19 protein-coding genes are annotated in these 20,350 nt (G+C 71.4%); 7 read left to right on the top strand and 12 right to left on the bottom strand.

Features of this window, described 5'->3' with window-relative positions:
• Positions 1-48: 48 nt before the first annotated feature.
• The 5 genes from ftsH to dacB all read right to left on the bottom strand — a co-directional run bounded on the left by ftsH (position 49) and on the right by dacB (position 7,134).
• The gene (gene ftsH / locus OG422_RS17495) at positions 49-2,058 is read right to left on the bottom strand and encodes an ATP-dependent zinc metalloprotease FtsH (protein ID WP_143941022.1); all 2,010 of its coding nucleotides are present in this window, start codon (positions 2,056-2,058) and stop codon (positions 49-51) included.
• A gap of 289 nt (positions 2,059-2,347) precedes the next feature.
• Positions 2,348-2,887, bottom strand: a complete 540-nt coding sequence (hpt, locus tag OG422_RS17490; protein WP_143941039.1) for a hypoxanthine phosphoribosyltransferase — start codon at positions 2,885-2,887, stop codon at positions 2,348-2,350.
• 87 nt (positions 2,888-2,974) lie between these two features.
• A complete protein-coding gene (tilS, locus tag OG422_RS17485) occupies positions 2,975-3,982 on the bottom strand; it encodes a tRNA lysidine(34) synthetase TilS (RefSeq protein WP_143941021.1) in 1,008 nt (335 codons plus the stop codon).
• Between the two features lie 192 nt (positions 3,983-4,174).
• Entirely contained in the window at positions 4,175-5,326 is a 1,152-nt protein-coding gene (locus OG422_RS17480) for a zinc-dependent metalloprotease (protein ID WP_143941020.1), read from the bottom strand.
• Between the two features lie 65 nt (positions 5,327-5,391).
• Positions 5,392-7,134 (bottom strand): D-alanyl-D-alanine carboxypeptidase/D-alanyl-D-alanine-endopeptidase, encoded by a 1,743-nt coding sequence (dacB, locus tag OG422_RS17475; protein ID WP_405743638.1) that lies wholly within the window; start codon positions 7,132-7,134, stop codon positions 5,392-5,394.
• 86 nt (positions 7,135-7,220) lie between these two features.
• Here dacB and OG422_RS17470 point away from each other — a divergent pair, with 86 nt between their 5' ends.
• Positions 7,221-7,715 (top strand): inorganic diphosphatase, encoded by a 495-nt coding sequence (locus OG422_RS17470; protein WP_003968257.1) that lies wholly within the window; start codon positions 7,221-7,223, stop codon positions 7,713-7,715.
• 127 nt (positions 7,716-7,842) lie between these two features.
• Here OG422_RS17470 and OG422_RS17465 read toward each other — a convergent pair whose 3' ends face one another.
• Positions 7,843-9,597, bottom strand: a complete 1,755-nt coding sequence (locus OG422_RS17465) for a threonine/serine exporter ThrE family protein (protein WP_143941018.1) — start codon at positions 9,595-9,597, stop codon at positions 7,843-7,845.
• Positions 9,598-9,962: 365 nt separating this feature from the next.
• Positions 9,963-10,667 carry a DedA family protein gene (locus OG422_RS17460; RefSeq protein ID WP_405743637.1) on the bottom strand — a complete coding sequence of 235 codons (705 nt, stop codon included), beginning with the start codon at positions 10,665-10,667 and terminating at the stop codon, positions 9,963-9,965.
• A gap of 313 nt (positions 10,668-10,980) precedes the next feature.
• Here OG422_RS17460 and OG422_RS17455 point away from each other — a divergent pair, with 313 nt between their 5' ends.
• From OG422_RS17455 to OG422_RS17445, 3 genes are all read left to right on the top strand, one after another.
• Entirely contained in the window at positions 10,981-11,349 is a 369-nt protein-coding gene (locus tag OG422_RS17455; protein ID WP_030288486.1) for a YbjQ family protein, read from the top strand.
• 204 nt (positions 11,350-11,553) lie between these two features.
• Entirely contained in the window at positions 11,554-12,288 is a 735-nt protein-coding gene (gene leuE, locus OG422_RS17450; RefSeq protein ID WP_405743636.1) for a leucine efflux protein LeuE, read from the top strand.
• A 187-nt stretch (positions 12,289-12,475) separates the two neighbouring features.
• The gene (locus OG422_RS17445) at positions 12,476-13,870 is read left to right on the top strand and encodes a glutamate decarboxylase (protein ID WP_405743635.1); all 1,395 of its coding nucleotides are present in this window, start codon (positions 12,476-12,478) and stop codon (positions 13,868-13,870) included.
• Between the two features lie 67 nt (positions 13,871-13,937).
• Here OG422_RS17445 and OG422_RS17440 read toward each other — a convergent pair whose 3' ends face one another.
• From OG422_RS17440 to OG422_RS17430, 3 genes are all read right to left on the bottom strand, one after another.
• Positions 13,938-14,579: a PadR family transcriptional regulator gene (locus tag OG422_RS17440; RefSeq protein ID WP_405743634.1), complete on the bottom strand. Its 642-nt coding sequence runs from the start codon at positions 14,577-14,579 to the stop codon at positions 13,938-13,940.
• A gap of 141 nt (positions 14,580-14,720) precedes the next feature.
• Positions 14,721-16,178 carry an aldehyde dehydrogenase family protein gene (locus tag OG422_RS17435; RefSeq protein ID WP_143944081.1) on the bottom strand — a complete coding sequence of 486 codons (1,458 nt, stop codon included), beginning with the start codon at positions 16,176-16,178 and terminating at the stop codon, positions 14,721-14,723.
• 84 nt (positions 16,179-16,262) lie between these two features.
• Positions 16,263-17,126, bottom strand: coding sequence for a helix-turn-helix domain-containing protein (locus OG422_RS17430; RefSeq protein WP_405743633.1), 864 nt, complete (start codon positions 17,124-17,126; stop codon positions 16,263-16,265).
• A 313-nt stretch (positions 17,127-17,439) separates the two neighbouring features.
• Here OG422_RS17430 and OG422_RS17425 point away from each other — a divergent pair, with 313 nt between their 5' ends.
• Entirely contained in the window at positions 17,440-17,922 is a 483-nt protein-coding gene (locus tag OG422_RS17425; RefSeq protein ID WP_405743632.1) for an ATP-binding protein, read from the top strand.
• A gap of 258 nt (positions 17,923-18,180) precedes the next feature.
• Here the strand turns inward: OG422_RS17425 and OG422_RS17420 are convergent, their stop codons facing one another.
• Positions 18,181-18,420 (bottom strand): DUF397 domain-containing protein, encoded by a 240-nt coding sequence (locus tag OG422_RS17420; protein ID WP_143944084.1) that lies wholly within the window; start codon positions 18,418-18,420, stop codon positions 18,181-18,183.
• 329 nt (positions 18,421-18,749) lie between these two features.
• Between OG422_RS17420 and OG422_RS17415 the strand changes: the two genes are divergently transcribed.
• Together OG422_RS17415 and tatA are read left to right on the top strand one after the other, a co-directional pair.
• Positions 18,750-18,893, top strand: a complete 144-nt coding sequence (locus OG422_RS17415; RefSeq protein WP_185994194.1) for a hypothetical protein — start codon at positions 18,750-18,752, stop codon at positions 18,891-18,893.
• 109 nt (positions 18,894-19,002) lie between these two features.
• Positions 19,003-19,224 carry a Sec-independent protein translocase subunit TatA gene (gene tatA, locus OG422_RS17410; protein ID WP_143944902.1) on the top strand — a complete coding sequence of 74 codons (222 nt, stop codon included), beginning with the start codon at positions 19,003-19,005 and terminating at the stop codon, positions 19,222-19,224.
• Between the two features lie 77 nt (positions 19,225-19,301).
• Here the strand turns inward: tatA and OG422_RS17405 are convergent, their stop codons facing one another.
• The gene (locus tag OG422_RS17405; protein WP_143944901.1) at positions 19,302-20,147 is read right to left on the bottom strand and encodes a nitrilase-related carbon-nitrogen hydrolase; all 846 of its coding nucleotides are present in this window, start codon (positions 20,145-20,147) and stop codon (positions 19,302-19,304) included.
• Between the last annotated feature and the right edge of the window lie 203 nt (positions 20,148-20,350).

Here is a 20,350-nt window from a genome sequence, read left to right as displayed (position 1 = left end):
AGAACCTGGGAGGCGCGGCGGACATTCCGGGGCGGTGTGATCCCCGCGTCAGCTCTCGCGGGTGTCCTCCGTGGACTCCGTCTTGTCCATCGAAACGGTGCCGTTGCCCGGGACCGTGCCGTTGGCCGGGGACAGCTCCCGCGGGGAGAGCACCGGCGGCCGGGACGACGGGGTACGCCGCGAGGAGCCGGTCCACGCCGGGCGGGCCGGGCGCTTCACGATGTGCTTGAAGACCTCGGCGATCTCCTCCTTGCCCAGGGTCTCCTTCTCCAGGAGCTCCAGGACGAGGTTGTCGAGGACGTCGCGGTTCTCGACCAGGATCTCCCACGCCTCGTTGTGCGCGGTCTCGATGAGCTTCTTGACCTCCTCGTCGACCAGCGCCGCGACCTCCTCGGAGTAGTCGCGCTGATGGCCCATCTCGCGGCCCAGGAAGGGCTCGGAGTTGTCGGTGCCGAACTTGATGGCACCGAGACGCTCGGTCATGCCGTACTGCGTGACCATGGCGCGGGCCGTGGCGGTGGCCTTCTCGATGTCGTTGGCCGCGCCGGTCGTCGGGTCGTGGAAGACCAGCTCCTCCGCCGCGCGCCCGCCCAGCATGTACGCCAGCTGGTCGAGCATTTCGTTGCGGGTGGTGGAGTACTTGTCCTCGTCGGGCAGGACCATGGTGTAGCCCAGGGCCCGGCCGCGGGACAGGATCGTGATCTTGTGGACCGGGTCGGAGTTCGGGGAAGCCGCCGCGACCAGGGCGTGTCCGCCCTCGTGGTACGCGGTGATCTTCTTCTCCTTGTCCGACATGATCCGGGTCCGCTTCTGCGGACCGGCCACGACGCGGTCGATCGCCTCGTCCAGGAAGTGGTTGTCGATCAGCTTCGCGTCACTACGGGCCGTCAGCAGCGCGGCCTCGTTGAGGACGTTGGAGAGATCGGCACCGGTGAAGCCGGGGGTCCGCTTGGCGACGGCCGTGAGGTCGACGTCCGACGCGACCGGCTTGCCCTTCTGGTGAACCTTCAGGATCTCCAGCCGGCCCTGCATGTCCGGACGGTCGACGGCGATCTGCCGGTCGAAACGGCCGGGACGCAGCAGCGCCGGGTCGAGGATGTCCGGGCGGTTGGTGGCGGCGATCAGGATGACGCCGCCCTTGACGTCGAAGCCGTCCATCTCGACGAGCAGCTGATTCAGCGTCTGCTCGCGCTCGTCGTGACCGCCGCCGAGGCCGGCGCCACGGTGGCGGCCGACCGCGTCGATCTCGTCGACGAAGACGATCGCCGGGGCGTTCGCCTTGGCCTGCTCGAAGAGGTCACGCACCCGGGAGGCACCGACACCGACGAACATCTCGACGAAGTCGGAGCCGGAGATCGAGTAGAACGGCACGCCGGCCTCGCCCGCGACGGCGCGCGCCAGCAGCGTCTTACCCGTACCGGGCGGGCCGTACAGCAGGACACCCTTGGGGATCTTGGCGCCGACGGCCTGGAACTTCGCCGGCTCCTGGAGGAACTCCTTGATCTCGTGGAGCTCCTCGACCGCCTCGTCGGCCCCGGCGACGTCCGAGAAGGTCGTCTTGGGCGTGTCCTTGGTGATCAGCTTCGCCTTGGACTTCCCGAAGTTCATCACCCGGGAGCCACCGCCCTGCGCCTGGTTCATCAGGAACAGGAAGATGATCGGGATGAGGAGGAAGGGAAGCAGCGTGATCAGCAGCCCGACGAACGGGTTCTGCTTCGACGGGGCGACCGTGTAGCCGTCCTTGATCTCGCCGGTCTGGTACTTGGCCTGCAGGTTCTTGGCAATGTCGACGCCCTGGTCGCCGATGTAGCTCGCCTGCAGCTTGTTGGAACCCTCGATCTTGTTGTCGCCCGACAACTCGATCTTGATCTTGTTCTCGTCGCCGGTCGTCAGCTCGGCGGATTTCACCTTGTTGTCAGTGATCGCCTTGACGACCTGACCGGTGTCCACCGTCTTGTAGCCGCCGGATTCACCGACGACCTGCATCAACACGACCACGGCGAGGACGGCCAGCACGATCCACATGACCGGCCCACGGAAGTATCGCTTCACGTCCATCCATACGGAGCCGTCACGGCCCCGTCCCTCCTGCCACAGTGAGGCACAACAGCCCTGCGGAGGGCTGGTCGTGCGTACGGTGTATTACTGGCCCGAAAATGAGTGCCTTCGGACGGTACCCCAGCATTGTCACCCGTCGGCGACGCCGACAGCGAACAATGCGAGCTCGGATTCCGTTCTCTGCTTCAACGGTGGGCGGCCCCGACAGGTTCCCGCCGCCACGCGGCGGCCACGCCGTGGCCGTTCCGGGCCCTCGCCGACCCGTACGGCCGGCGAGCGGATGCCGTCCTCAGCCGCCGTACACGTGCGGTGCGAGAGTGCCGACGAACGGCAGGTTGCGGTATTTCTCGGCGAAGTCGAGGCCGTAGCCGACGACGAATTCGTTGGGGATGTCGAAGCCGATCCACTTCACGTCGATATCGACCTTGGCGGCGTCGGGCTTGCGCAGCAGCGTGCAGACCTCCAGCGAGGCGGGCTCGCGCGAACCGAGGTTGGACAGCAGCCACGACAGCGTGAGGCCGGAGTCGATGATGTCCTCGACGATCAGGACGTCCCGGCCCTTGATGTCGGTGTCGAGGTCCTTGAGGATGCGCACCACGCCGGAGGACTGGGTGCCCGCGCCGTACGAGGACACGGCCATCCAGTCCATCGTGACGGGGGTGGACAGCGCCCGCGCCAGGTCCGCCATCACCATCACGGCGCCCTTCAGGACGCCGACGATGAGCAGGTCCTTGCCCGCGTACTCCGCGTCGATCTTCGCGGCCAGCTCGGCCAGCTTCGCGTCGATCTCTTCTTTGCTGATGAGTACCGACTCAAGGTCGGAGCCCATGTCCTTGTCGTCCACCCGTGCCACTCTCGCTCGGTTCGGTGTCGTGTCCGTCGCCGGACTGATCAGGCGGGGCAGCAGTCCTGCGGCTCAGCCCTGCCGAATGACAAGTCTGCCACCCTGCCGTCGAACACCGACGCGCCCGGGGAGGTTGAGGGCGCCCTGACCACGCCAGGCCGTGATCAGCCGGTCCACTTCCTCGATGTGCCGGGCGAAGAGCGAACCGGCCGGTGCGCCCGCGTCGATGACGGCCCGGCGCAGCACCCGGCGGCGCACCGCGGGCGGCAGCGCGAACAGCCCGGCGACGTCGAGCGTGCCCTCCGCGCCGCGGATCGTGCGTTCGGCGTCGGCGGCCCAGGAGTCGAGGGCGTCGGCGTCGTCCCGGGAGAGCTGGGCCGTACGGGCGAGGGCTTCAACGACGCCCTTGCCGAGCGCCTTCTCCAGGGCGGGCAGCCCTTCGTGGCGCAGCCGGGAGCGGGTGTAGGCGGGGTCGGTGTTGTGCGGGTCGTCCCAGACCGGGAGGGACTGGATGAGGCAGGCGGTGCGGGCGGTCTGGCGGTCGACGCCGAGGAACGGGCGGCGGTAGCGGCCCAGGTGGCCGGTGGTGGCGGCCATGCCGGAGAGGGAGCGGGTGCCGGAGCCGCGGGCGAGGCCGAGGAGGACGGTCTCGGCCTGGTCGTCGCGGGTGTGGCCGAGGAGGACGGCGGCGGCGCCGTGGCGTTCGGCGGCGGCGTCGAGGGCGGCGTACCGGGCGTCGCGGGCGGCGGCTTCGGGTCCGCCTTCCTTGCCGACGCGCACGGCGACCGCCTCGGCGGGGTCGAGGTGGAGGGAGCGCAGCCGCAGGACGACCTCGGCGGCACGGAGGTCGGAGCCGGCCTGGAGGCCGTGGTCGACGGTGACGCCGCCCGCGCGGACGCCGAGCCGGGGGGCTTCGAAGGCGAGGGCGGAGGCGAGCGCCATGGAGTCGGCACCGCCGGAGCAGGCGACGAGGACGAGCGGGGGCTCGGTCCTGGCCTGCGCGCAGTGCCGGTTGAGCACGTCGTGGAGTACGCGGCGGACCGCCAGGCGTATCGCGGCGACCGCTGGATGGGGACCCATGTCCGTTTCCAATCGTTCAGCTGGGGAGCCTTGATCCGTGGACGACACATTCGTCACACAGAGTGCCTAGATGGTGACAGAGGCGAGCAGTTCCCCGAGCATTGCACGCCCATCCCCTGGTAACGGTCCCTCAGAAGGGTGATTACGGGGGCGCACATCTGCCGTCCGGCGCGCGCGTGGCGCATCTCTGCCTTACGGTGCCCCGTCCGCCGCACCCTTCACGCGCGCGATCCAGTCCGCGGGCGAGGCGATCTCCTGTTTGGTGGGGAGCGTGTTGGGCGATGTCCAGACGCGGTTGAAGCCGTCCATGCCGAGGTCGTCGACGACCGCGCGGACGAAGCGTTCGCCGTCGCGGTACTGGCGCAGCTTGGCGTCGAGGCCGAGAAGTTTGCGCAGCGCGAGGTCGAGGCGGCCCGCGCCGCTGGCCCGGCGCTGCTGGAACTTCTCCCGGATCTCGGCGACGGAGGGCACCACCTCGGGCCCGACGCCGTCCATGACGAAGTCGGCGTGGCCCTCCAGGAGGGACATCACGGCGGTCAGGCGGCCCAGGATCTCGCGCTGCGCGGGGGTCTGGACGAGGTCGACGAGGGAGCGGGCGTCGTCCTCGCCGGACTCGCCCTCGGGCCGGGCGCCGGTGAGTGCCTGCGCGGCCTCGCGGAGGCGTTCCACGAGGGTGCCCGGATCGATGTCGGTTTCGGCCAGGAACGACTGGATCTCGCCCTCGATGTGATCGCGCAGCCAGGGCACGGCGGTGAACTGGGTGCGGTGGGTCTCCTCGTGCAGGCAGACCCAGAGGCGGAAGTCGTGCGGGTCGACCTCCAGCTCCCGTTCGACGTGGACGATGTTGGGTGCGACGAGCAGCAGCCGGCCGCCCCGGGCCGCGGCGGGCAGATCGCGCGAGGCCGGTGCGAACGTCTCGTACTGGCCGAGCACCCGGGAGGCGAGGAACGACAGGAGCATGCCCAGCTCGACGCCGGTGACCTTGCCGCCGACGGCGCCGAGCACCGCGCCCCCGGGGCCGCCGGGGCGGCGCTCGGCCATCTTGTCCAGCAGAGGTTTGAGCACCGCGCGGAACCCGGCGACGTTGGCCTTGATCCAGCCGGGGCGGTCCACGACGAGGACGGGTGTGTCGTGCGGCGCCTCGGCGCCCACCGCCTCTCCGGGCTGCGCCATACGGGTGAAGGCGCGGACGTGTTCCTCGGAGGACCGGGCGTGGGCGCGCAGCTCCGCCACGATCGCCCGGGCCTCGTCGCGGCTGACCTCCGGACCGGGCCGCACGAAGCGCGTCGCCGTCGCCGCCGCGAGGTTCCAGTCGACCATCTCGACACCACCGATGCTCGTCATGCGTTTCACGGTACGTGGGCACCCGGCTCGGGGGTAGCCGACCGGTGGTCTCAGGGGCCGACGGGTCAGCGGCAGCCGCAGTTGGCGACGGCCGAGGCGAGCGTGTCGAGGGCCTTCTGCGCGCCCTGGGCGTCGCTGGTGCCGTTGGTCATGAACGCGAAGACCAGCAGCCGTCCGTCGGCGTCGACGACAGTCCCGGCGAGGGTGTTCACACCGGTGAGGGTGCCGGTCTTGGCGCGTACGGCCCCGGCGCCCGCGGTGTCGGCGTAGCGGCCGTCGAGGGTGCCGGTGAAGGCGGCGACGGGCAGACCGGTGACGATCGGGCGGAGTTCGGGGCGCTCGGGGGCCGAGGCGTGCAGCAGAAGGCGGGCGAGGAGTTCGGCGCTGACCTTGTCGTCGCGGTCGAGCCCACTGCCGTCGTCGAAGCGGGAGCCGGACAGCGGCAGGTGCTGGGCGGCAAGTGTCTGCCGGACGGCGGTACCGGCGCCGGAGAAGCTGGCGGGGCGGCGGGCGCCGAGGGCGGTCTGCCGGGCCAGGGCCTCGGCGATGTCGTTGTCGCTGTTGGTCAGCATCCGTTCGACGAGGGCGCCGAGCGGCTGGGAGCGGACGGTGGCCAGGCGGGTGGCGTCCTTCGGCGCGTGCGCGGCGGACGGGGCGCCGTCGACATCGATGCCGCGCTCCTTCAGACGGGCGGCGAAGGCACGGGCGGCGTCGGCGGACGGGTCGGCGGCGCGGGGCGCCGGGCCGCTGTCGCTGTCGTCGAGGCGGCCCTCGTCGGCCATCAGCGGGGTGACGCGGGCGAGGTTCTCGTTGGGGCCGATGGGGTGCACGGCGGGGCCGGAGTAGAGCGAGGTGTCATAGCCGAGAGAAACCTTCTTGCGGCCGCGCTCGGCGAGGGCGCGGGCGGTGTCGTCGGCGAGGGCGCGCAGGCTGGCGGACCCGTCGGCGCCGCCCTTGGGCGCCCGGGCGGTGAGCGTCGGGTCGCCGCCCCCGACCAGCACGATCCGCTGGGACGCGGACTTGCCGCCCTTGCCGTCGTCCTTGGCGTCCTCGCCCCCCTTGGAGTCCTTGGCGTCCTTGCCGCCCTTGGGGCGCTCGTCGTCCTTGCCGCCCTTGGGGTGCTTTCCTTCCCCGGCTCCCTTGCCGTCGTCCGCCGCGTCCGCGGCGGTCACCACCGTCGTCTCGATGCGATGGTCGGCGCCCAGGGTGGTGAGGGCCGCGACGGCGGTGGCGAGCTTGACGGTGGAGGCGGGCACCACCGCCGCGGTGGGCTTGGCGGCGAACACCTGGCGGCCGGTGGCGACATCGATGACCGACGCGGTCCGCAGCGCGCCCAGCGCCTTGTCCTTGAGCAGCGGCGACAGCGCGTCGGCGAGCCCGGCACCGGTGGGCTGCGGCGCCGCGCCGCGCCCGGAGGCGTCGGCCGCCGGGATGCCGAGCGCCGGGAGGACCTGCGGGAGCCCGGGCCCGCCGTCCGCGCCCCCCGGCGCGCCACCGCGGCCGCGCGCCCCGCCGTGATGTGCGCCACCCGTACCGGCCGCGGCCCCCGCGCGGGCCCGCTCGGCCGTACGCTGACCCGAGTCCCAGGGCCCGGCCACCGCCACCGCGGCCGTCGCGGCCGCCAGGCCCGCGGCGGTGGCCACCGCCGTCAGGCGCCAGGCGCTCCGTGTGCGCGGCGGTGCGGCGCGCCAGGTCCGCCGGACCTCGTGGCCGGCCCGCTGTGCCGTACGGGCCGCGGTACGGGCGTACGCCCGGGCCGACCGTCGCGCCGTCTCCCATCCGACCTGCCACGATCCCGTCTCCGGCACCTTGGACCAGCCCCTTTCGCCAGCACCCACCTGCGTGGGGGACACTTAATCACCAGACCTATGTGTTGATCATGGAGGAGCCACCCGTGGAGTTCGACGTCACCATCGAGATCCCGAAGGGTTCGCGGAACAAGTACGAGGTGGACCACGAGACCGGTCGGATCCGCCTGGACCGTCGACTCTTCACCTCGACCAGCTACCCGGCGGACTACGGCTTCGTCGAGAACACCCTCGGCGAGGACGGCGACCCGCTGGACGCGCTGGTCATCCTGGACGAGCCGACCTTCCCCGGTTGCCTCATCAAGTGCCGCGCCATCGGCATGTTCCGGATGACCGACGAGGCCGGCGGCGACGACAAGCTGCTGTGCGTCCCGGCGTCCGACCCGCGCGTCGAGCACCTGCGGGACATCCACCACGTCTCGGAGTTCGACCGCCTGGAGATCCAGCACTTCTTCGAGGTCTACAAGGACCTGGAGCCCGGCAAGTCCGTCGAGGGCGCCGACTGGGTCGGCCGCGCCGAGGCCGAGGCCGAGATCGAGGCGTCCTACAAGCGCCTGGAGGCGCAGGGCGGCGCCCACTGACACTGGCGCTCCCCGGGGCCGCCACGGCCCCCGGGACCCGGCGCACGGCGCGCTGATTTTCGTACGCGAACGGGCGGCACCCACTCGGGGTGCCGCCCGTTCGTGGCGCGGGGTGGTCGGCCGGTGGTCAGAAGCCGCGGGTGCGCTTGGCGGCGCGGCGGCCGGCGCCGGGCATCTCGGGCCCGGGGGCGCGCAGGAAGAGCCGCGCGACCTCGCTGCCGAGGTTCACGCCGACGGCGATGGCGAGCGCCAGCGACGCCGCCTTGATCAGCGAGGCGATGCCGTCGAGGAGGTTGCCCTGCGCGAAGTTGAGCAGCCCGAAGTACGTGGCGCTACCCGGCAGCAGCGGGCCGATGGCCGCGGTGACGTACGGCAGCGCCGAGGCGTAGCGGTAACGGGACAGCAGCTGGCCGAAGAGGCCGACGAGACCGGCGGAGATGGCCGTCGACGGCACCGCGTTGAGCCCGGCGACGTTGGCGAGGGCGCCGTAGACGACCCAGGCCACCCCGCCGTTGAGGGTCGCGAACGCCACCGTGTGCCGCTCCTGCTGGAGCAGCACGCAGAAGGCCAGCACCAGCAGCATGGACGCGCCGGTCTGCACCAGCGGCTCGTTGTAGACGTGCAGCGCCTGCTCGGGGTTGAGCCGCTTGAGCCCAGGGTCGAGCTGGAGCCCGATGTAGAGGATGCCGAGCACGCCGACGACGATGCCGACGATGAGGTAGACGACCTCCAGGAGGCGGGCGGCGGCGGTGATGTAATAACCCGTCAGGCCGTCCTGGACGCCCGCGACCAGGGCCCGTCCCGGAATCAGCGCGAAGAGTCCACCGGTGATGACCGCGGACGCCTGGACGTTGGCGTGCGCCAGGCCGAAGGCGACGCCTATCGCCGCGGGCGGCATCGCGGCCACCACGAACTGGTAGAACTCCGGCAGCCCGCGGCCGGACGCCAGCCACGCCAGCCGGTCGCCGAGCATCGAGCCGATCGCGGCGGCCACAAAGACCAGCAGGCCACCGCCGACCAGGATGGACGCGCCGCCGGACAGCAGCCCGGAGGCGAGCGTCAGCGCCCAGGTGGGGAACGGGTGGCGGTTACGGCGGATCTCGGCGAGCCCGCGGTACGCCTCCTCCAGGGTGATGCCCTCGGAGGTGATGTCGTCGACCAGCCGGAAGACCGCCGACAGCCGGGTGTAGTCGACGCCGCGACGTCGCACGGTGCGGCTGGCGGTGACCGGGTCGTCGACCAGCGACGGCTGGTACGAGATGGACAGCAGGGTGAAGGTGACGGTCGGCTCGACGCGCTCCAGCCCGTAGGCGTGTGCGACGCCGAACATCGCCGCCTCGACGTCCTCGGCGCCCTCACCACCGGCGAGCAGGATCTCGCCGATACGCAACGTGAGGTCGAGGACGCGGGGCACCGCGGGCCCGGTCTCGTCGTCGGGGCGCTCCGTCCGCTCCGGGGTGGGGCGCTCGTGGATCGGCATCCGCAGCATGGTCCGCATGCGGTCCTGCCACGGCGCCTCCTTGGTGAGGCTGAGCACCGGAATGCCGTGCGGCGGGGTGAACGCCGGGAAGCCGCCGGTGGGCGCGCCGCCGGGCGGGGCGAAGGCTGAACCTTCCTGCTCCGCGGGGACCTCCGGCCTCAGCCCCTCGGGCAGCGCGAATTCGGAGGTGGTGCTGGACTCGTCCTCGGGCAGCGGGGGCTGCGGGACGCCCAGCGGCGGTGTGAAGGCGCTGCGCACCTCGTCCGGCGTCGGCTTTCTGTCCTCGTCGGGCGGCTCCGCCGGACCGCTGCCGCCGTTGCTGTTCCGCTCTCGGTGGTGACCGTTCTGGGCATGCGGTGTGCCGTTGGTGGAGCGCTGGCCGCGCTGTGGATCCGACGCCACGTTTCTTCGCTCCTCGTACGCCTCCTGCGACCGTCAAGGACACGATGCCTGATGACGCTTCCGGGCGCGCGGGGCGGGGGTTGACCGGTTCCGACAAAGGAGTCGGACAGGATGAACTGCACATTCCCGACGGCGCCGGGGGTCATGCCACGAAGTGCGTGACCGAGGGGAGAGTACGGGAGTGCGGCGGGATGGTGTGGAGGCGCATCCCGTACCAGGAGTACGCCCGCGCGCCCCACCACGAACCGCCCGCCCCGGGGCGCGGGGACGGGCGGTTCGTGGGAGTGCGGAGGGGCGGGAGGGCGAGGGGCAGGGGCGGAGTTCTGCGCCTGGTCAGCAGCCGGGCCCCGGCCCCCTCAGGCGGCTCAGCGCTTGGCGTGGCGAGCGCGGCGGCCGTCGCCCGGCGCGCCTTCGGCCACGGCCTGCTCGACCACCGCGGCCTCGGCCTTCTTGGCCTTGCCGCGGGCCCGCAGGTACTCGACGCCGATCGGCACGACGGAGATCAGCACGATCAGGACCAGCATGGCCTCGATGTTCTTGTGCACGAACTCGATGTTGCCCAGCGCGGCGCCGAGCAGGGTGACCCCGGCGCCCCACAGGGAGCCGCCGATGACGTTGAAGGTGAGGAACGAGCGGTAGTTCATCCGGCTCACGCCCGCGATGATCGGCGTGAACGTCCGCACGATCGGCACGAAGCGGGCCAGGATCAGCGACTTCGGCCCGTACTTCTCGAAGAATTCGTGGGCCTTCTCGACGTTCTCCTGCTTGAAGAGCCTGGAGTCGGGCCGCTTGAAGAGCGACGGGCCCACCTTGCGGCCGAAGAGGTATCCGGCCTGGTCACCGAGGACTGCGGCCAGCACCACCAGCGCGCACACCAGCCACAGCGGCTTGTCCATCTTGTGGGTGGTCACCAGCAGACCGGTGGTGAACAGCAGCGAGTCGCCCGGCAGGAAGAAGCCGATCAGCAGGCCGGACTCCGCGAAGACGATGACCAGGACACCGATCAGGCCGAAGGTGCCGATCAGGAAATCCGGGTCCAGCCACTGGGGGCCGAGCGCGAGATTGTTCACGGGGTGGAGGCTCCTGTGTCGAGGGCGCCGGATCTGCGGTGCGACGGGGGAAGCGGCGGGGATCGGGCGCGGTGTGCGGCCCCAAGCTATCAACGCCGCCCGGCCGGTCACGGTTCCCTCCGCCCGCCCACCCCGGGGGCGGGCGGGGCGCCGCACCCGGGGCACACCGCCGCGGCCGCCGGTACGAGACGCCCTCCACCCCTGGTCGGAGCGGACGCCGGACGATGCTCGTCCCGGTGGAGGATGCCCGGCCGCGGGAAACCGGGCGATGCTTGCGTCACAGGCATCACACAGTGAAGGAAGTGCGTGACAGATGGGCATCGAGGAATTCGGCGGCGGACAGCAGGCCCAGTCCGACGTCCTGGTGGTGACGACGAACGACGTCCCCGGTTTCACCGTGCAGCAGGTCATCGGTGAGGTCTTCGGGCTGACCGTCCGCTCGCGCCACCTGGGCAGCCAGATCGGCGCCGGGCTGAAGTCGATGATCGGCGGGGAGCTGAAGGGCCTGACCAAGACCCTGGTCGAGACCCGCAACCAGGCCATGGAGCGCCTGATCGAGCAGGCCCGCTCGCGCGGCGCCAACGCGGTGCTGATGTTCCGCTTCGACGTCACCGAGGCGGCCGACGTCGGCACCGAGGTCTGCGCCTACGGCACCGCCGTGGTCCTCGCCCCGAAGAGCTGACCCCTGCGGGCCGGGGCGCCCCCGTACGAGGGGCGCGCGCCGCACCGCCGGACGCCCCCCGGTTCGGCGCACGCCCCCTGCCGCGCGCCCCGCGCCCGTCCACCCCGCCGCCGGGCTCCCGCCCCGGACACCGCGCCGTGCCCGGGGCGTCCGCATGGTGAAAAGACTTGTGGAAGGCCGGGCTCCGGGTGAGATTCTGCGCCCATGTTCGGGATAACTGACCTCTCCACCTATTTGGCGGGCCTCGCCCTGATCATCCTGCTGCCGGGGCCGAATTCGCTCTACGTCGTCTCGGTCGCGGCGCGGCTCGGCCCCCGTGTCGCGTACCGCGCGGCGGCCGGGGTGGTCTGCGGGGACACGGTGCTGATGGCCCTGTCGGCGGGCGGCGTGGCGTCGCTCCTCAAGGCGAGCCCGGTGCTGTTCGCGGTCGTGAAGTTCGCCGGCGCGGGCTATCTGACCTGGCTGGCCATCGGGATGCTGCGCGGCGCGGTGGCCCTGTGGCGCGGCCGGTCGGCCCGTACGTCCGCCGAGGCACCGGCCGGGACGGGGCCGACGGCCACGACGGCGGTGGCCGAGGCCGCGACCGCCGGGGCCGTGACCTCCGGGGCACCGGCCGGAGCGGCGAAGGAGCCGGTGGAGCGCCCGTACCGCCGGGCCCTGGTGGTGAGCCTGCTCAACCCGAAGGCGATCCTGTTCTTCATCTCCTTCTTCGTGCAGTTCGTCGACCCGTCCTACGCGCACCCGGTGCTGTCGTTCCTGGCCCTGGGCGCCTGGGCGCAGCTGTTCAGCCTCACGTACCTGTCGATCCTGATCTTCAGCGGTACGTATCTGGCCGCGACGTTCCGGCGCCGCCGGAAGCTGACCGCGGGCCTGTCCGCGGGCGCCGGCGCCGCCTTCCTGGGCTTCGCCGCGAAGCTGTCCATGGCCGGGACGAGCTGACCCCGACCACCCCAGGGCGCCCGGGCCACTCCGCCCGGGCGCCCCGGCCGGACTCCGGCCCCGAGGCGCCCCCGGGCCCGTACCCACGGCGCACCCGGCCCGGCCCCGAATCCCGGCCACACGCCCGGCCCCTCCCCACGCGCCGCCGTCCGCCCACCGCCCTAGGGTCGGCCGAGGAGGTGCGGCCATGACCCTGCACAAAGGCGCGCCCGCGCGGCCCGGCCACCCGGTCAACCCCTTCTACGGCGAGGCCGACCCGATCGGCGGCATGACCGAATCGCCGCCCCGGCACACGCTCCCGGACGGCCCGCTCGCCCCGCACACCGCCTATCAGTACGTGCACGACGAGCTGATGCTCGACGGCAACGCCCGGCTCAACCTCGCGACCTTCGTCACCACCTGGATGGAGCCGCAGGCCAGCGCGCTGATGGCCGAGTGCCGGGACAAGAACATGATCGACAAGGACGAGTATCCCCGCACCGCCGAGCTGGAGCGGCGCTGTGTGGCGATGCTCGCCGATCTGTGGCACGCGCCCGACGCGGCGGCCGCCGTCGGCTGCTCGACCACCGGCTCCAGCGAGGCGTGCATGCTCGCCGGGATGGCCTTCAAGCGGCGCTGGAGCCGCGCCGCCGACCGCACCGGCGCCCGCCCCAACCTCGTCATGGGCGCCAATGTGCAGGTCTGCTGGGATAAGTTCTGCACCTTCTGGGAGGTCGAGGCACGCCAGGTCCCCATGGAGGGCGACCGCTACCACCTCGACCCGCAGGCCGCCGCGGACCTCTGCGACGAGAACACCATCGGCGTCGTCGCCATCCTCGGCTCCACCTTCGACGGCTCCTACGAACCGGTCGCCGAGGTGTGCGCGGCGCTCGACGCCCTCCAGGAACGCACCGGCCTCGACATCCCCGTCCACATCGACGGCGCCTCCGGCGGCATGGTCGCGCCCTTCCTCGACCCGGACCTGACCTGGGACTTCCGGATCCCCCGCGTCTCCTCGATCAACACCTCGGGCCACAAGTACGGCCTGGTCTACCCCGGTGTCGGCTGGGCGCTGTGGCGCGATGCCACGATGCTCCCCGAGGAGCTGGTCTTCCGCGTCAACTACCTCGGCGGCGACCTGCCGACCTTCGCGCTGAACTTCTCCCGGCCCGGCGCCCAGGTCGTGGCGCAGTACTACACGTTCCTGCGGCTGGGCCGGGAGGGCTACCGCGCCGTCCAGCAGGTCACCCGGGACGTGGCGACGTCACTGGCATCCCGCATCGGCGCGCTGGGCGACTTCACCCTGCTCACCCACGGCGACGAACTGCCGGTCTTCGCCTTCACCACCGCCCCCGACACCACCGTCTTCGACGTGTTCGACGTCTCCCGGCGGCTGAAGGAACGCGGCTGGCTGGTGCCCGCGTACACCTTCCCGCCGCACCGCGAGGACCTGTCCGTCCTCCGGGTGGTCTGCCGCAACGGCTTCTCCCATGACCTCGCCGACCTCTTCCTGGACGACCTGGAGCAGCTGCTGCCGGAACTCCGCGCCCAGCCCTGCCCTTTGCAACGTCCCGCCCGCAAAGCCACCGCGTTCCACCACTGACCGCAGGCGCGTGTCCGCGGAACCCCGTCGTCCGCCCGGCGCCCGGGCACGCCCGAACCGGACCCCCCTACGCGTCGTCCCCGGGGTGGGCCTCACCCGTCGCGTACGGGTTCTCCTCGCCGTCGGCCAGGACGCCCACGAACGGCTCGCCCTCCCCGGCGAAGACATACGCGCCGCCCTCGATCCGCACGATCAGCCCGCGCGTCCAGGCCGCGCCATGATCGGCGGCGTCCACCCACATGTGCATGATCTCGCCGATGTGCCCGAGCGAACCGGGCCCCTCCGCGGGCACGTACTCCTCGGTCGCCGTGGCCCGCCACTCCTCCAGGGCCCGCACCCGCTCCCGCAACAGCGCCACCGCCTCCGCGCGCTCCAGCTCCACGAGGAAGCCGAGACCGGCGCTGAGCACATCGTTGCGCTGACCGGGCCGCGACAGCGCGTCCCGCAGCAGCGCGAAGAACTCCGCCTCACCGGCGTCCGTCAGCTCGTACTCGGTACGCGGCGGTCCGCCGTCCGGGCTCGGCGCGGTGGCGTGGGCGCGCAGCAGTCCCTGCTTCGCCATCTGCTTGAGCGCGTGGTAGAGCGAACCGGGCTTGGCCTGCGCCCACTCGTGCGCGCCCCAGTACTCCAGATCGCCCCGCACCTGGTAGCCGTGCGCCCGCCCGTGCTGCCGGACGGCGCCCAGGACCAGCAACCGCATCGCCGACATCGCCCCTCCGTCCGCCGCACCCGGATCGCGCAGACCGGCGCGCCCGGTGGCACCAGCCTAGGACGTGCCCCGAGGCGGCGGCCGGGCCGTACCCGCGCCCGGGGCGTGCGGCCCGCGCCGCCGTCAGAACGGGAAGCGCCGTCAGAACGGGAAGCGGGAGCGGCCGTGCTGGATGGAGATCCACTTGGTGGTGGTGAACGCCTCCACCATCGCGTCACCGTTGAGGCGGCCCACGCCGGAGCTCTTCTCGCCGCCGAACGGCACGATCGGCTCGTCGTGCACCGTGCCGTCGTTGATGTGGATCATGCCGGTCTCGATGCGCTTGGCGAACCGCACACCCCGCTCGATGTCCGCGGTGTGCACCGCGCCGCTCAGGCCGTACGGCGACGCGTTGGTGATCCGCACCGCGTCGTCGTCACCGTCGAACGGCACCAGCACCACCACCGGCCCGAAGATCTCCTGGTGGAGCAGCCACGAGTCCTCCGCCACCCCGCCGAGCACGCTGGGCCCGACGAGCGTGCCGTCGCTCTTGCCGTGCAGCAGCGCGGTGGCGCCCTCGCCGACCGCCCGCCTGACCAGCGAGGTGATCGCCTCGGCCTGCCCCTCGTTGATCAGCGGCCCGATATGGGTGGCCGGATCGGCCGGGTCGCCCACCTTGAGGGAGGCGACCTTCGCCACGAACTTCTCGGTGAACTCCTGCTCCAGCGACCGGTCGATCAGCACCCGGTTGGCCGCCATGCAGACCTGGCCCTGATGGATGAAGCGGCTGAAGACCGCGGCGTCGACGGCGTAGTCGACGTCCGCGTCGTCGAGGACGACCAGCGCGCTGTTGCCGCCCAGCTCCAGCACGGCGTGCTTGAAGTGCCCGGCGGCGACCGTCGCGACGTGCCGCCCGACCTTCTCGGAGCCGGTGAACGAGATGACCTTGGGGACCGGGTGCGCGATCAGCGCGTCACCGATCTCGGCGATGTCGGTGACCACGACATTCAGCAGCCCGGGCGGCAACCCGGCCTCCTCGAAGATCCGGGCGACCAGACCGCCACCGCAGATCGGCGTGTTCTGGTGCGGCTTGAGGACCACGGCGTTGCCGAGCGCCAGCGCCGGGGCCACCGACTTCATGGACAGCAGCAGCGGGAAGTTGAACGGGCTGATCACCCCGACGACGCCGACCGGCACCCGGTAGAGACGGTTCTCCTTGCCGTCGACCGGCGACGGCAGGATGCGGCCCTCGGCGCGCAGCGCCAGCTGCATCGCCTCGCGCAGGAACTCCCGGACCAGATGCAGCTCGAAGCCGACCTTGACGTGGGTGCCGCCGACCTCCGCGGCGATCGCCTCGGCCAGCTCCGCCTCGCGGTCGTCGACGATCCGCAGCGCCCGCTCGAAGACCAGCCGCCGGGTGTACGGGTTGGTGTCGGCCCATGCCTGCTGCGCGCGCTCCGCGGAGCGGTACGCCTCGTCGATCTCCGCCGCCGTGGCTACCGGTATGGAGGCCAGCTTCTCCCCGTTGTAGGGATTGAAATCGACGATGTCCCACGAGCCGCTGCCGGAGCGCCACTCGCCGTCGATGAACTGGTACGCCAAGTCGTCGAAGTAGGACATGCCATCCCGATCTGGAGAACAGGGCGCGCACGGCGCCCAGTTGTGGGGTATTGCCTCCTGATGGCTGGTCATCCTACCCACGCGTCACATCAATTGGAGTAGACCACGCAAAAGGTCCCGGCTCTCCGCGGGGCTCGGCCCCTCCGCCTGCAGCCGCCCCATCACCCGTGCGTACTGGGCGACTTCCTCGGGCTTGTCCACGTAGAGCGCACTGGTGAGCTGCTCCAGGTAGACGATGTCCGGCAGCCCGTCCTCCTGGAATCCCAGCATCGTGAAGGCGCCGCTCTCCCCGGAGTGGCCGCCCATCCGGAAGGGCATCACCTGAAGGCGCACATTCGGCCGTTGAGACACCTCTATGAGATGTCTCAACTGCTCGCGCATCACCTGTCTTTCGCCGTACGGGCGGCGCAGCGCGGCCTCGTCGAGCACACAGTGGAACTCCGTCGGGCGCTCGGCGACCAGGAGCTTCTGCCGCTCCAGGCGGAGCGCGACCCGACGCTCGATCTCCTCCGGTGCGGCGTCCGGCATCCCGCGCCGTACCACGGCGTCGGCGTACTCCTCCGTCTGCAACAGGCCATGAATGAACTGCACTTCATAGGTGCGCAGCAGCGAGGTGGCGCCCTCCAGGCCGATATACGTCTGGAACCAGCCGGGGAGCACATCGGAGTAACTGTGCCACCAGCCCGCGACGTTGGCCTCGCGCACCAGGGACTGCAACGCGGCGCGCTCCTGTTCGTCGCTCACCCCGTACAGCGCCAACAGGTCTTCCACATCGCGGGACTTGAAGCTGACCCGCCCCAGTTCCATCCGGCTGATCTTGGACTCGGAGGCGCGGATCGAGTACCCCGCCGCCTCCCGGGTAATGCCGCGCGACTCCCGCAGCCGGCGCAGCTGCGATCCCAGCAGGATCCTCCGCACCACCGACCCGTTCGACTCACTTGCGGACACCGTTTCGCCCCTCCCATGGCCCCGACCCGCCCAACAGTGCCCGGCAGTCTGCCACGTCCCTGCGGCGTTGAGTGCTCGGCCGGTTACTGATATGTGAGGTCCGCCCACGCCCTCCACACCCTGCACAGGAGAAGAATTAACCGCGAACCGGAAGATATCCCCGCAACCCCGGCACGTGCACGTGCATCTGCCCTTGCATCTGGCGTACGCATTCGGAACCATGGGCGTCGCACGCATGCACGCTCGTGAAAGATCCGCCAGACCCCGCTGACCGGCCGGGTCATGACGTCCGCGAACGCCAGGAGTGCCTCGCATGGGGACCAAGGTTTTGACCAGGCTCGATCCATTAGGGCAAAGCGTCTTTCCCGTCGACCCCTGGACAGTCTCCGGCTCCGCCTCCTGCTCGCTGCCACCGCGCTACGAATCGGTGGGCGGCGCACGGAAGTTCACCCGCGACACGCTCCGCGACTGGGGCCTTGAGGGCCTCTTCGACGGCGTCGAACTGGTCGTCTCCGAGCTGGTCACCAACGCGCTGCGCCATGCGGTCCTCGCCGCCCCGCAGCTCGCCGACGAGACCCCGCCGGCCCGGCTGCACCTGATGCACTGGTCCTCGCGACTGGTGTGCGCGGTCCGTGACCCCAGCGACGATTCACCGGTCGCCGGCGAGGCGGACTTCGGGGCGGAGGGCGGCCGCGGGCTGTACCTCGTCGAGTCGTTCAGCGACAGCTGGGGCTGGCAGCCGCTCTCCGGCGCCCCCCACGGCAAGATCGTCTGGGCCCTCTTCCGGGTTCCGTAACCCGCTCCGCCGGGGGCGCACACCACTCCCGGGACGGACCGGCGTGGACGCAGCACACGCCGGGGCCACCACCACGGAGGCCCTGCACACCTGTGACCGGACGCGGCGGCGGGCAACCCCAAGAGCGCACGTATACGACGACGGACGGTACGAGCGGGGCGACACCCCGCCCCCCAGAGCACGGGCCCCACCCTGGTCGGCGCATGCGCAAAAAACCACTGACCTGCGGCGATACGCCTCAGCGGCTGCCCCGGACGGTCAGTCGCGGACCAGGTGGTCGAACTCCCCGTCCTTGACGCCGAGCAGCATCGCCTCGACCTCGGCGGGCGTGTAGATCAGCGCGGGCCCCTCGGGGAAACGCGAGTTCCGTACCGCCACCTCCCCGCCGGGGAGCTTCGCGAACTCCACGCAGGATCCCTGCGAGTTGCTGTGGCGGCTCTTCTGCCAGGCGGCGTCGGGGAGATCGGTCGCGGCCATCCCGTTGTATGCGTGCGGCACAGGGCTCTCCCGGGTCATGACTGTCATTCAACTACGTGGCAGCATAACCAGGTTCACATGCAGATGCATGTACAGATGCACGTGCACGACGGGGGGTACCGACACCGTCACTGCACGTCAAACACGGAAACCCCACCTGAGCCCCGCCACCCCCGCGCACCCCACCCGTCCCACCGGTCGCCGCTGGGACGCACGCCGACGCCAACAGGTTCCTTCCCACTCCGCCGCGCGCCCTATCATGCCCGCACCCGCCCCCGATCGGCGTGAATCCATCCCCCCGCCACACCCGCCGCCGGGCCCACTCGGCGACACCGGACTACCATCGCCACATGATTACCGTTTTCAATAAGCTGCCGGGTGTCGCCACAGCCGCCCGCTACGCCGTCCGCCGTGCGGCACTCAAGGCCGTCACCCTCTCCGCTCACGCCCCGCGCGGGGAACGCCGCCCCGACGACCGCGCGACCCCTTGGTGAACGCCGCGGGGCGACGTCCCCCGGGTGCCCCCCTCCACCGGACGCCCGGCCCGTTCCGGTCATACTGGGCAGAACGTCCGCAGGCACCCCCGACGAAAGCGAGCGCACCATGCTCCGGAACGCCTTCGAACCCTGGCACCTGGTCCTGATCATCGTCGCCTGCGTCCTGCTCTTCGGCTCGAAGAAGCTGCCGGACATGGCCCGCGGCCTGGGCCGCTCGATGCGCATCCTCAAGTCGGAGACCAAGGCGCTCAAGGACGACCACACCCCCGAGCAGCCCGCCGCCGCGTCCGCCGCGCCCCGTACGGAGGCGACGACCGCCGGGCACTGACCCGTCCCGGCCCCGGGCCGCGAAACCGCCGCACCGCGGCCCGGCAGCCCCGGCCCGTCGGCCCGCACCCCCGTCGCTCAGTGGTCCCCGCCCTCGTCGATCAGCCGCCGCACCTCGCGGTCGACCAGCCCCAGCCGCGCCTCGGCCACCAGCGGCACGGCGCGGCGCTGCCGACGCGCCTCGGACGGGTCGACGTCGACGGTGACGAGCGCGGGCTCCCACTTCGGCTCCTGCGCCACCACCGCGCCCCGGGGATCCACCACCCGTGAGCCGCCCCAGAAGGTCGCGCCGTGCTCGCTGCCGACCCGGTTGACGAAGACCACCCAGCACTGCAGCATCCGCGCCGTGTACGAGAGCAGGGTGTCCCAGTAGAGCCCGGTGTCCATCGCCTCCGGGTCCAGGCTCGCTGCGCTGTTCGTCGGCACGATCAGCACCTCCGCCCCGTCCTGCACCGCCAGCCACGGCAGCACCGGCTGCCACGCGTCATTGCACACCAGCGTCGCCGCCCGCCCGCCGCCCGGCGCCTTCCCGAGGTCGTACGCGCGCATCGACTGCCCGGGGCTGACGTGCTTGCGCTCCTCCCAGGCCAGATAGTTCGGCAGATAGAGCTTGCGGTGCGCATGCACCAGCTCCCCGGACGCGTAATACGCCGAGGTGTTGTACGCCCGCAGGCTGGTGTGCTCGTGGAACCCGATCACGATGTCCGGGCCGAGCGCGCTCAGCTCCAGCAGCCGCGGATCGCGCACCTCCACCGAGGCGTCCCGCTCCAGGGCCCCCAAGTGGTAACCGTGCAGGCTCAGTTCGGGGAACACCACCAGATCCGAGCCCTCCGCCGCGGCCCGCTCGATCTGCTCGCGGGCGAGGACGAGGTTCCCCTCCACGTCCCCCAAGAGACAGTCGGTCTGCGCCAGTGCTATTCGCATGCCAGACTCCCCCTTTCATCGCTTTTGCGCGTTTCGTCCTGCCATTTTCGCAGAGGCCGCCCCCTTCGGCTCCGGCGCGCACCCCGCCCGTGCCCGCCCCCGGCGCACGCGGCGGACACCGGCGCACCCACCCGCTCCGTTCGAGCCGCTTCAAACCCCCGGGAAGCCCGGTCCCACCAATGAGGGAAAGAACGATCCTTCCC

It is taken from the genome of Streptomyces sp. NBC_01525 (assembly GCF_045040405.1).
Lineage (GTDB): Bacteria > Actinomycetota > Actinomycetes > Streptomycetales > Streptomycetaceae > Streptomyces > Streptomyces benahoarensis.
This window is presented reverse-complemented; position numbering and strand designations above follow the sequence as displayed.